Source organism: Devosia sp. (assembly GCF_028290435.1).
Classification (GTDB): Bacteria; Pseudomonadota; Alphaproteobacteria; order Rhizobiales; family Devosiaceae; genus Devosia.
Genome location: NZ_JAQGJV010000027.1, coordinates 84,468 through 96,071 on the forward strand (window position 1 = coordinate 84,468; position 11,604 = coordinate 96,071).

The window sequence follows — 11,604 nt, forward strand, 5'->3', positions numbered from 1 at the left end:
GCGTCGGCTTGCGAGCCGTCAGGCGTGACACCAAGACGAAAATACCTAGATTTTCCTACGACATGGCTGGCGCGGCGGCACGAGCATCACCCAGACTAAATCGTCCCAACTCTTTGGATATGGTTAACGCCGGATGGTCGCTGGGCGGCTTATGGCACTGCGCGTTAGTACTTCGTTAAGCCTATTTTTTCCCCGCGTTCACCCTCGAAAAATCTAGCCGCGCCTCCCAGGGGCTAGGCTTCATGCTACCGGGAGGTTGGGTGTGACCACCTTCTAGCTCACTCGGCTCACTTTTGGCGCTTGGCGGAGCCGGTATCCTCGCAGTTCAACTCTTGAGCGAGGCAGGCCCAAATGCTCGACCACCCGACTAGCGAACATACAGGCACCCGTACAACCTTGGCGCCCGCAAAGCCTCGCGCTCGCCGCGACTTCGGCTTCTATCGGGTCGGCAAGCGATTGATCGATCTTGCGCTGGTGGCGGTCGGCGGCCCCTTCTTCCTGCCCCTTATCATGATCCTGGTGGTTCTGATACGCCTGGATGGCGGCCCGGCCTTGTACCTGCAGCCGCGCATTGGGCGGGACGGCCGCGTCTTCAGGCTGTGGAAATTGCGGTCTATGGTGCCGAACGCCGAGGCGGCGCTGGCCGCCTATCTGGACGCCAATCCCGACGCCCGGGCGGAATGGGACTCGACCCAGAAGCTGCGTCACGACCCCCGCCTGACCGCCATGGGCGGCTTCCTGCGGCGCTATTCGCTGGATGAACTGCCCCAGCTCTGGAATGTGCTGATTGGTGACATGAGCCTGGTCGGCCCCCGGCCGATGATGCCCAGCCAGCGCCTGCTCTATCCTGGCACGGCCTATTACGATCTGCGCCCTGGCCTGACTGGGCTATGGCAGATCAGCGAACGCAATAACTGCACTTTTGCCGAGCGCGCAGCCTACGACAACCGCTACGCACAGACGGTGTCTGCCCGTGTCGACTTCGCCGTGCTGGCGCGGACCCTGGGCGTGGTATTCCGGGGGACGGGCTGCTGAAACGCAGCCCGTAAGCCGCTCAACGCTGCGGGCTGATATCGGCGACGGGTACGGCGGGCAGGCCCATCTGCAATTTTACCCGCACCAGATCTCCCGGCTGCAAAACACTGGCCTCGGTCGCATCCAGGATGGTGGCCTGGCCGTCCTTCTGACGCAGGATGGAATAGACCAAGCTGGTGGTCGTCGTGTGCGCCAGGATCGTGTTCTGGTCGGACTCGACTGACTGCCGCAGCATCCGCATTGTGGCGGTCTGATTTCTGGCCAGCTTCTCTAGAGAAGCCTGTTCGTCCTGCAATTGGCTGGCGAGATCGGACTGCTGCTCGTCCTGTAGCTTGGCGAGATCACGCTCCGACTGGTTGAGGTGTTCGCGCGCCGTCATGGTGGCGATGACATTGTCCAGACGCTGCGAGCGCAGGTCGGCAAGCGCGCGCTCCGCGTCGTTCATCCGCGACACCGTCGCCGAACCCGCCTCCACCAACCCCTTCATGACTTCGACTTGCTTTTCAGACTGGGTGATCTGCTCCTGGACCGCCTCTGCCTTCTGTTGCAACGCGTCGATCTCGGCATTGTAGAGCTCGGCAAGCTGCGTCAACCCAGTTTGCTGGCGGGCCAGCTCATTGGTATGCGCCGTGAAGATCTGCTGTTCCTGCGCGATAATTTCGGCGGTAAGCGGATCTGTCTTGCTGATCTCGGGAGGGAAGACGATCTCGGTGCCGCGAGTATATTCGGCCTTAAGGCGGGCCAGCTTGGCAGACAGGCGAAGCATATCGCTGCCAAAGCTGTCAAGGTCTGCCTGCAGCTTGATGGTTTCGGAAAGGCTGGAGGCGCCATCTGTGCGCGGCTCGCCGCCGGCAAGCGCCAGGACTTGCAAGACGGTCATTCCTGGCTGGAACGTAAATTGTCCGGGCGCCGAAACATTGCCGACGACGTAGATCGGCGGATAGGCCAGGATTTGCACGGATGCATTGGGCGCATCGAGCAGGCCCAGCTTGGCTTGCAGTCGATCGCCGATTTCCGTGCCCAATTGGTCTGCGCTCATGCCGGTCACGTCGATGGAGCCCAGGATCGGCACCGACAGCATACCATCCGGTCCCACATCCATGTCCCCACCGAGTGCGTCCCAGCGCTTATAGTCGCCGCTCACGGCGACAAATTGCACCACGGTCAATCTCAGTTTCGTCAGCGGGGCCAGCCCCACTGTGGCAGCCATCGCGGGTGAAGCGAACCAGACGGTGTTGAGCAGCGCCGCGCAGAGAAGGGCATGACGCGAGACATTTCTGATCTTGAGTACGCTTAACATTTCTCTGAACTGCCGGGTTTGGGAAAGATAATCGCCCTAGAGTACCGCGACCTTGCTCCTTCAAGAACCGCCTACAGCGGCTTAGCTCGACTGGCGTAGTGCGTGTCCTCTCTCACCCGTGTTGGCGATGGAGCACATCCTCGAATCCGCAATATGGTTTGATCTGTGAGATGGGTCAGGGACTTGGGTGAACGATTGTGGACGCATTAGGCAAGATCGATTTTGGTTTCTATCTGTCCCTGTTCCGGCGCCGTCTGCCACTGTTCATGACCGTAGCGATCCTGGCAGGGGCGGGGTTTGTTGCGCTCGCCCTGCTCTGGCCGCCGTCCTACCAGGCCACCGCCAAAATCCTCGTGGAATCCCCGCAGATACCCGTTGATCTGGCCAAGTCCACCGTTCCCACCAGCGCCAGCGAACAGTTCCAGATCATTCAGCAAGACGTCTTGTCGCGCGACAACATCCTGGCTTTGGCCGACCAGTTCGCCGTCTATGCCAATGACGTCACTCTGTCGCCCACTGACAAGTTCGACGACATGAACCGCCGATTGAGCATTGTTCCGGCCGCGGTCTCATCGGGCGACGGTCCCGGAGCGACGGTCTACAGCATCTCTTTCAAGGCCAGCCAACCCAAGCTGGCTGCAGATATTGTCAACGAACTCGTCACCATGATCCTCAACAAGGATGTGCGGTTGCGCACGGAGCGCGCGACCGAAACGGTCACCTTCTTTACGGAGGAGACCCAGAGCCTGGACAGCCAGTTGCGGGCGCTGGACAGCAAGGTCCTAGCGTTCAAAAACGAGCACATCAACGCCCTGCCGGACAGCATTGACTTCCGCCGCAACCAGCAGGTTGCCCAGCAGGGGCGCTTGCTGGCGCTGTCTCAGGAAGAAGCCAGCCTCAGGAAGCGCCAGGCCGACCTCTACGAGCGCCCCTTGGGTGCTTCGAGCGTCGCCTCGAGCCCCGACGAGCAGAACTTGCAAGCCCTGCGCCAAACCTTGTCCCAGCAGCAGTCGCTGTTTGCGGAGGACAGCCCGACCATTGAGGCTCTGCGGCGCCGGATTGCGACGCTGGAAACCGCCATCGCCACGCCGGCTGCCACGGACGCCACGACGCCCTTGAGTTCACGCGACGTCGAGCTGGCCGACATCAAGGATCGCCTGGGTGCCATTGCCGAAGAGCGTGCATCGATTCAGACAGCCATTGGCGATCTGGCGGCCTCGATCGAACAGACACCCGGCAATGAGACCGCCCTCAATTCCATGCAGCGCGACCATCAAAACCTGCAAGCGCAGTACGACTCGGCCATCGGCCGGCTCGCCGAGGCTTCTACCGGCCAGCAGATAGAATTGCTGCTCAAAGGGGAACGCCTGTCGTTGATCGAAAGTGCCTTGCCGCCCCAGGAGCGTCAGGGTCCCAAGCAGAAGCTGCTGCTTCTGGCGAGTGTTGTGGCAGCGCTGCTGCTGGCCCTCGCCGCCGCTTGCGCTCCTGAACTGACCAACCGCCGCATCCGCCGGCCTGCCGAACTGGTGAGCCGCTTGCAGATCGTGCCCTATATCACCGTACCGTTTGTGGAGCGAAATTCATGGCGCGGCAAGCGCCTGGCCATGGGGCTGGGCATGCTGATCGCCGTTCCCGCGCTTCTGTTGGCAATCCAGAGCTACGCGGCTCCAATCAGGGGCCTGATGGCCCTCGCACACGTTAGTCTATCCAACAATATCTCCAAGCTTTAAGGCCCCCATCATGATCGTCGTAACCGAGCCTTCCACCCGGGAAACCATCAACGTTCAGATCCAGCCGGTCGCCCCAAATCCTGCGATATGGTCGGCCATGCCGACGCTGCCGGTTGACCCACGAGTGATGGCCAAGGGCCGCATCGTGTCGTTCCAGCGGCGCCATCCGGCCGCGCTTGCCTTCGACATCATGCGGACCAAATTGCTGAAGGACGCCACCGATCAGCACTGGACCAGCCTGGGCATTACCTCGCCCACCGCCGGCAGCGGCAAGGCGACCGTCGCCGTCAATCTGGCCATCAGCCTGACCAAGCACGCCAAGATCCGCGTCGCCATCGTTGATCTCGACCTGCGCCGCCCGCGCATCGCCGCCATATTTGACCATAGCGGGCGCTACACCACCGCCCAGTTTCTGCAGGGCGAATGCCTCATCGAGGACTTCTTCGTGCGGGTTGGAGACAATCTGGCGATCGGCGCCAGCCCCGACGCCAGCAGCTATCCGGCCGAACTGCTGCACGGCCAGAGCGCAGCCCACATGCTGGGACGCGTGCGGGACGAACTCAAGGCCGACATGATCATCTACAACCTGCCCTCATTGCTCGAAAGCGACGATTGCCTGGGCATGCTGCCCCTGGTGGACGCCACCCTGCTGGTGATTGGCGCCGAATACGACACCGTCAGCGACATCGATGCCTGCGAGCGCGAGTTGCAGCAGCATACCAAACTGCTGGGTGTGGTGCTCAACAAGTGCCGCTACAAGACCGAGCAGAACATCAACTTCCAGATTTGAGCGTTCAGTTCTCGCGGAACGCGTGGCTGAACCGCTGCTCGATCGGTCCCACGAGATAGGACCATACCGTCCGGTCGCCGGTGCGGAAAAAGCTTTCCGCCGGCATGCCGGGCACCAGCGACGCTCCCGCGGGCAATTTGCCAAGCTCACTATCGGCGATGTCCACGCGAACCGAAAAATATTGCGTGCCGGTGGCCACGTCCTGCACCAGGTCCGGGGAGATCGTCCTGACGCTGCCCACCAGGTCCAACGTGGTTTTGGCGTCGTAGTTCAAGAGCCGCACTTCAGCCGCTTGCCCTACGGACAGCTTGCTGATCTCCATGGGGCTGACGCGCATGTCCACCAGCAGATGGTCCTCCTGCGGCACGATGTACATCAGCGTGTCGCCCGGTGCGACGACGCCCCCAACGGTTTGCACCACCGACTCGTGCACGGTCCCGGTCACGGGCGCGCGGATTTCGAGGCGCTTCAATCTGGCCTCCGCCGCAATCATGCGCTGCATCAGTTCCCCCACCGTCTGGGCCACCGTCTGCAATTGCGTCAACGCGTCGGAGCGGAAGTCGCTGACCACCTGGTCGCCCTGCATCTTGAGTTCGGAAATGGAGCTTTCCGTTCCCGTGATCGAGGCTTGGACACCAGCCGCCTGGCCGGCCAGTTCGGCCTCGTTGCGCTTCATTTCATTCAGGCGCTGGGCGGAAATCAGCTCCTGGCTGTGCAGGGTGGTGAGTTGCTTCAATTCATCGCGCACGACAGCGAGCTGGTCATTGTAGGCGCTCAACTGCGCCGTGTAGCCGCCGATGAGCGAGTGCTTTTCTTCGACCAGTTGATCAATCCGCGCCACCTGGTTTTCCATCGACAGCTTGCGCGACTGGCGCAGACGCTGCTGCTGGCCCATCACCACCGACAGGTTTGGATCGGCGGGCCAGTCGGCGGCCACGGAGGGAACGTACATGGCCGTATCGCCGGTGCTTTCGGCGGTCAGCCGCGACTGCGTGCCCAACCCCTCGCGCAATTGGGTCAGTATCACCTCGAGTTCGGCGCGCACCGACACATCATCAAGCGTCAGCAGCACCTGGCCGGCTTCGACATGCTGGTTGTTCTGCACCATGATCTGGCGCACGATACCGCCCTCGGAATGCTGCACCTTGCGCGAGCCGCCCTCGGCAACCACCACGCCATTGGCAATCACCGCGCCCTCGACCTGAGTGGTGGCAGACCAGCCGCCAAGTCCCACGAACAGCGCCAGTATGATGCTCACACCCAGCATCGCATGCCGGTTGAGACTGCGCACATTACGATCGATGCTTTTGGGCCGCAGTGCCAGGCGGCTGTTGAGGTTTACCGCCTTACGCACTTTGTGTCCTGACGATCGTCTGAGGAATAGATATCTGGTGCAATACGGAATCCTTATTGCCGAACGCCACCTGGCGCCCCTCGCGCATGAACAGGAGCTTGTTGATTGCGGCGATCGCACTGGGGCGATGGGCCACCACCACCACGATTGCACCGCGCTTGCGCGCATCGGTGATTGCCTCGGTCAGCGCCTGGTCGCCTTCCATGTCGAGATTGGAATTGGGTTCGTCCAGCACGATCAGGAAGGGGTCGCCATAGAGCGCGCGGGCCAACCCGATGCGCTGCCGCTGCCCCGATGAAAGGTCGGAGCCATTGGTGCCGATGCGGGTTTCATAGCCATTGGGCAGCGTGATGATGAAGTCGTGCACCCGTGCGGCCCTGGCGGCCTTGAGGATCGCCTCGGTCTCGTGCCGCGGACTGAAGCGACCGATATTCTCGGCGATCGTGCCATCCAGCAATTCCACCGCCTGGGGCAAATAGCCGACGGCTCCGCCAAGCTCGACGGGGTCGAAATGGGAGATTTGCGAGCCATCGAGCCGCACGGCGCCGCGCAAAACCGGCCATACACCCACCAGCGCCCGGGCGATCGAGGATTTTCCTGAGCCGGAAAGACCGATAATGCCCAGCCCGTCCCCCGCGACGAGCTCGAAGGAGACATCGAGCACGACCGGCCCGCGTCCCGGATCGACCCCCGTTGCCAGGTCCTCGACGCTCAGCCGGTCCGTCGGCAACGGCAGTTGGGTTGGACGCACCGGCACTTCCGCAAATGCCATGACCTGGGCGAGCCGCGCGACCGCCTGCCGGGCATTGACGAAACCCCGCCACTGCAAGACGACCTGCTCGATCGGTGCCAGAGCGCGCGAGGTCAGGATGGATGCGGCAATCATCAGGCCGCCCGTTGCCTGCCCTTGAATGACAAGATAGGCGCCCAGTGCCAGCACCGCCGATTGCAGCAGGTAGCGGACGCCCTTGGTAATCGAGCCATAAAATGCGGTTCTGTCGGCCGAACGCTGCTGCGTGCGGGCCAGGTTGTCAGCCGCTTGGCCCCAGCGGCGCGTGACGGCGCTCAGCATGCCCATGGCGATGATGGATTCGGCATTGGCCTCAGCATCGCTGGCAAGCGAAGCGCGTTCGCTCGCCGCCGCCGTGGTGGCCAGCGCCGGTCGGCGCGAATGCAATTCGTTGATGACGAGGAGCCCGCCGATCAAGATGCCACCGCCCAGCGCAAAGGCGCCGAGCCAGGGATGCAGCATGAAAGCGAGCCCTATATAGAGTGGCACCCAGGGTACATCGAGCAGCGAGATCGCCCCCGGGCCGGCGATGAACAGTCGCACGATGTCCAGGTCATGGATCGGGCTGGCGCGTCCACCATGGCTGCCGCGCAGCTTCAGCCGCACGGTTGCGGGAAATAGCACTTCGGCGAACCGGTCGTGGATCAGCCCGCCAAGCCGGCCCGCCATACGCGAACGGATCCACTCGATCATCGCATACATACAATAAAGCACCACGATGAGCCCCGTCAGGGCCACAAGGGTCGGTATCGAGCGGCTTGGCAGCACCCGGTCATAGACCTGCAGCATGAAGACCGAGCCGGTCAGCATGAGCAGGTTCGAGGTAACGCTGAGTGCAAAAAGCACGCCGATAGGAACGCGTACCAGGCGAAGCAGATCGCCTACCGGTCTGGCACCGGTTCCATGATGCATGGTATTCAAAGTTGGCCCCTTTAGCGCTGACGCCGCCGCGCCGGACAGGCGCCTTTAAATCCTAAAAGTTGTCTCAATTGAGGACAGTTGCCCCAGAATCGAATTTCCACAATTCGTCTCATTCTGGTGCATCCGCCAGTCGTTTTAACTCCATCAGATGGAACGTTCGATGGATCGGAATACATCGAAAGAGCTATACAGCCCCATGGCGGCATAATTCTTGGCGAGTAACTTCCGGCCACGCCCCAAAAGGGAGGTAACGCCCTAGCTCGATTGGGAAATTGCCGCCATCACTGGCCCTGATAGCTTTGGCCCCACGGCGAAATCAAAGCCCTTCCGCGTAGCGGGAGAGCGGGTCGCCACACTAGGGGAAGCCAATGCTGAAGCGGGTCTCGCTGGGCGAAGGGGTGGTGATACACCAGCCTGAGCTGGTCAATTTGTACGATTGCTCAATCGGCCACGGCAGCCGGATCGGCGCTTTTGTCGAGGTTCAGAAGAACGTCTCGATCGGGCGGAACTGCAAGATTTCCAGCCATAGCTTCATCTGCGAGGGCGTCACCATCGAGGATGGGGTGTTCATCGGCCATGGCGTGATGTTCACCAACGACATCTATCCACGGGCAACCAATGACGATGGCGAATTGCAGGGTAGCGACGACTGGTCGGTCGTGCCCACCATCGTGCGGGCCAATGCCTCGATCGGCAGCAATGCCACCATTCTTCCCGGCCTGACGATTGGCGAGGGCGCCCTCGTGGGTGCCGGTGCCGTGGTCACGCGCGACGTGCCGGCCGGCGCGGTGGTTGCGGGCGTCCCCGCCCGGGTACTCCCCTCCGCCAATTCCCTCCCCATGCAACATGAAAGGGCGCACCAATGATCGGCGTCGGTGTTATCGGCTACGGCTATTGGGGGCCAAACCTGGTCCGCAACTTCTCGGATGTCCCGAATGTCGACCTGCGCTGGGTCTGCGACCTGCAGACCGAGCGGCTGGCCCGGCTGCGCACCCGGTATCCGGCCGTGCAGATCACGGAGGACTTCGAGGCGGTCCTGAACGACCCCAAGGTTCATGCGGTGGCGATCGCTACTCCCGTCTCGACCCATTTCAACCTCGCCATGCGCGCGCTACGTGCCGGCAAGAGCGTGTTCGTGGAAAAGCCGATCACCTCGACAGCAGAACAGGCGGAACGCCTGATTGAGGAAGCCGACCGGCGCGGCTTGACGGTGGCTGTCGACCACACTTTCATCCACACGGGCGCGGTCAAGAAGCTGCGCGAGGTGATCCGCAAGGACCTCGGCGAGGTCTATTATTACGACTCCGTCCGGGTCAATCTGGGCCTGTTCCAGCACGATGTCAGCGTGATGTGGGACTTGGCGGTGCACGACCTGTCGATCATGGATTTCGTGCTTACCGAGCGCCCGCGCGCCGTCTCGGCCATCGGCATGTCGCACGTCGCCGGCTCGCCCGAGAATATCGCCTACCTGAACCTGCATTTCGACTGCAAGCTCATCGCCCATGTGCACGTCAACTGGCTGGCTCCAGTCAAGATCCGGCGCACGCTGGTGGGTGGCAGCAACAAGATGGTCGTCTATGACGATCTCGAGCCCAGCGAAAAGATCAAAATCTACGATAGCGGCATCACGCTCGATCCCATGGCGCCGCAGGCCGGCGAGCGCAAGAACCAGATGCGCATCGGCTATCGCACCGGCGACATGTTCGCGCCTCAGCTCAACGTCACCGAGGCGCTGGGGTCTGAACTTGCCGAATTCATTGACTGCGTCGAGCAGGGCACCCAGCCCACCGCCAATGGTGCTGCCGGTTTGCGCGTCGTGCGCATTCTGGAAGCGGCCACGCGCTCGATGGCCCAGGGCGGCAACCTTGTTGAACTCGCTCAGGAGCGCGTCCTCGCATGATCCCGTTTCTCGATATCAAGGCCCAATACACCACGATCCAGGCGGAGCTTGAGGCTGCCGCGCTCAAGGTGCTCCGGTCTGGCCGCTACGTGCTGGGCGAGGACGTGGCGGCGCTCGAACAAGAGTTCGCCGCCTATTGCGGCACCAGCCACGCCATTGCGGTCAATACCGGCACCAGCGCGCTGCATCTGTCCCTGCTCGCCGCCGGCGTCGGACCCGGGGACGAGGTCATCACCACGCCCTTCACCTTCGTCGCGACCGCCGCCGCTATCAGCTACATCGGCGCAATCCCGGTCTTCGTCGATATCGACCCGGTAACCTTCAACATCGATCCCAACCAGATCGAGCGCGCCATCACGCCGCGTACCCGCGCCATCGTCCCCGTCCATCTCTATGGCCAGATGGCCGACATGGATCCGATCCTGCAGATTGCCGCCAAGCATGGCCTCGTGGTCATCGAGGATGCGTGCCAGGCCCATGGAGCGACCTATGGCGGCCAGCGCGCCGGCAGCTTGGGCGTTTCGGGCTGCTTCAGCTTTTATCCGGGCAAGAATCTGGGGGCATGCGGCGAGGGTGGCATCATTGTCACCAACGACGACAAGCAGGCCCAGCAGATGCGCATGCTGCGCGACTGGGGCCAGGACCGCCGCTACCATCACGTGACGCAGGGCTTCAATTACCGCATGGACGCCATCCAGGGCGCCATTCTGCGGGTCAAGCTGCGCCAGCTTGAAACCTGGACTGAAGCGCGGCGCACGCGGGCGCGGCTCTATACTAGCCTCTTGGTCAATGGGCCCGTTGAGGTTCCGCGCGAGGCGGCAGGTCGCCGCCATGTCTGGCATGTCTTTGCAGTGCGCACGCGCGACCGCGACCAGTTGCAAAAATTCCTGCTGTCCGAGGGCGTCGAGACCGGCCTGCACTATCCCATCCCGGTGCACCTGCAACCCGCCTATGCCCATCTGGGTCATGGACAAGGCGATTTCCCCGCGGCTGAAGCGGCTGCAAACACCGTGCTCTCACTCCCGCTCTATCCGGAACTCAGCCTGCGAGACGTGGAGATCGTTGCCGAACTCGTAAAGCAGAATGCCTATGTCGATTGAATCGATCGAAACCAGCCGCCGGACCACCTCGATCCACGGGCGCCGCGCTGCAGCGGACGATCCGCAATTCGAGCATGGCCTGGCCGACTGGTTGGCCAGCACCTATGGTGCCGACACCCTCGCCGACGTCTATGCCCGCTTTGCTGTCGGCGAGGGCAAGCTTGACGCCTTGATGCGCCGGGCGATCTGGAAGGCCAGCGCCAGATCGTGCGGCTCCGGCCTGCAGGTCGGCAGCCAGGCCAGTTTCCGCAACATCGAAACGTTCGAGATCGGCGCCAATGTCTTCATCGGCACCGGCGCCTACATTCAGGGCCGGCATGATGGCACCTGCATCATTGGCAACCAGGTGTGGATCGGGCCGCACGCCTATCTGGACGCCCGCAACCTTATCCTTGGGGACTATGTGGGCTGGGGCCCGGGCGCCAAGGTGCTGGGTTCCCAGCATACGGGCATGCCTGTCAGCGAACCTGTCATCACCACCGACCTTGAAATCAGGCCGGTCCGCGTCGGCGCGGGTGCCGATATCGGCACCAATGCCACCATCCTGCCCGGCGTCAGCATCGGCGAGGGCGCCATCATCGGCGCCGGGGCCGTGGTGACCACCGATATTCCTGCCTATGCGATCGCGGCCGGGGTTCCCGCCCGTGTGCTGCGCTACCGCAAGGACGCCTAGGTAACACCCTC

At 62.4% G+C, this 11,604-nt stretch carries 10 protein-coding genes; 7 read left to right on the forward strand and 3 right to left on the reverse strand.

Annotated features, from left to right (window positions below; all coding sequences use genetic code 11):
* The first annotated feature begins 456 nt into the window (after window positions 1-456).
* Complete coding sequence (locus JWP26_RS08135) at window positions 457-1,035, forward strand: sugar transferase (protein ID WP_299725560.1); 579 nt, start codon at window positions 457-459, stop codon at window positions 1,033-1,035.
* 19 nt (window positions 1,036-1,054) lie between these two features.
* Here the strand turns inward: JWP26_RS08135 and JWP26_RS08140 are convergent, their stop codons facing one another.
* Complete coding sequence (locus JWP26_RS08140) at window positions 1,055-2,335, reverse strand: polysaccharide biosynthesis/export family protein (RefSeq protein WP_299725563.1); 1,281 nt, start codon at window positions 2,333-2,335, stop codon at window positions 1,055-1,057.
* Window positions 2,336-2,532: 197 nt separating this feature from the next.
* On the opposite strand from JWP26_RS08140, the gene JWP26_RS08145 reads away from it, so the two are divergent.
* Together JWP26_RS08145 and JWP26_RS08150 are read left to right on the forward strand one after the other, a co-directional pair.
* On the forward strand, window positions 2,533-4,065 hold the full coding sequence (locus JWP26_RS08145; RefSeq protein ID WP_299725566.1) for a Wzz/FepE/Etk N-terminal domain-containing protein: 1,533 nt from the start codon (window positions 2,533-2,535) through the stop codon (window positions 4,063-4,065).
* 10 nt (window positions 4,066-4,075) lie between these two features.
* A complete protein-coding gene (locus JWP26_RS08150) occupies window positions 4,076-4,855 on the forward strand; it encodes a CpsD/CapB family tyrosine-protein kinase (protein WP_299725567.1) in 780 nt (259 codons plus the stop codon).
* Between the two features lie 4 nt (window positions 4,856-4,859).
* On the opposite strand, the gene JWP26_RS08155 is transcribed toward JWP26_RS08150, so the two are convergent.
* Both JWP26_RS08155 and JWP26_RS08160 read right to left on the reverse strand, forming a co-directional pair.
* Complete coding sequence (locus tag JWP26_RS08155; protein WP_299725569.1) at window positions 4,860-6,209, reverse strand: HlyD family type I secretion periplasmic adaptor subunit; 1,350 nt, start codon at window positions 6,207-6,209, stop codon at window positions 4,860-4,862.
* Window positions 6,202-7,845, reverse strand: a complete 1,644-nt coding sequence (locus JWP26_RS08160) for a type I secretion system permease/ATPase (protein ID WP_299725571.1) — start codon at window positions 7,843-7,845, stop codon at window positions 6,202-6,204. Before JWP26_RS08160 ends, JWP26_RS08155 begins: the two co-directional genes overlap by 8 nt.
* A gap of 443 nt (window positions 7,846-8,288) precedes the next feature.
* Between JWP26_RS08160 and JWP26_RS08165 the strand changes: the two genes are divergently transcribed.
* Genes JWP26_RS08165 through JWP26_RS08180 form a run of 4 tightly spaced genes read left to right on the forward strand, consistent with a single transcriptional unit; the run spans window position 8,289 to window position 11,593 of the window.
* Window positions 8,289-8,786 (forward strand): acyltransferase, encoded by a 498-nt coding sequence (locus tag JWP26_RS08165; protein ID WP_299725573.1) that lies wholly within the window; start codon window positions 8,289-8,291, stop codon window positions 8,784-8,786.
* Window positions 8,783-9,820: a Gfo/Idh/MocA family oxidoreductase gene (locus tag JWP26_RS08170; protein ID WP_299725575.1), complete on the forward strand. Its 1,038-nt coding sequence runs from the start codon at window positions 8,783-8,785 to the stop codon at window positions 9,818-9,820. Before JWP26_RS08165 ends, JWP26_RS08170 begins: the two co-directional genes overlap by 4 nt.
* Window positions 9,817-10,920, forward strand: coding sequence for a DegT/DnrJ/EryC1/StrS aminotransferase family protein (locus tag JWP26_RS08175; RefSeq protein ID WP_299725577.1), 1,104 nt, complete (start codon window positions 9,817-9,819; stop codon window positions 10,918-10,920). The genes JWP26_RS08170 and JWP26_RS08175 overlap by 4 nt, the downstream gene beginning before the upstream one ends.
* Window positions 10,910-11,593 (forward strand): acyltransferase, encoded by a 684-nt coding sequence (locus JWP26_RS08180; RefSeq protein ID WP_299725580.1) that lies wholly within the window; start codon window positions 10,910-10,912, stop codon window positions 11,591-11,593. The genes JWP26_RS08175 and JWP26_RS08180 overlap by 11 nt, the downstream gene beginning before the upstream one ends.
* The last annotated feature ends 11 nt before the right edge of the window (window positions 11,594-11,604 follow it).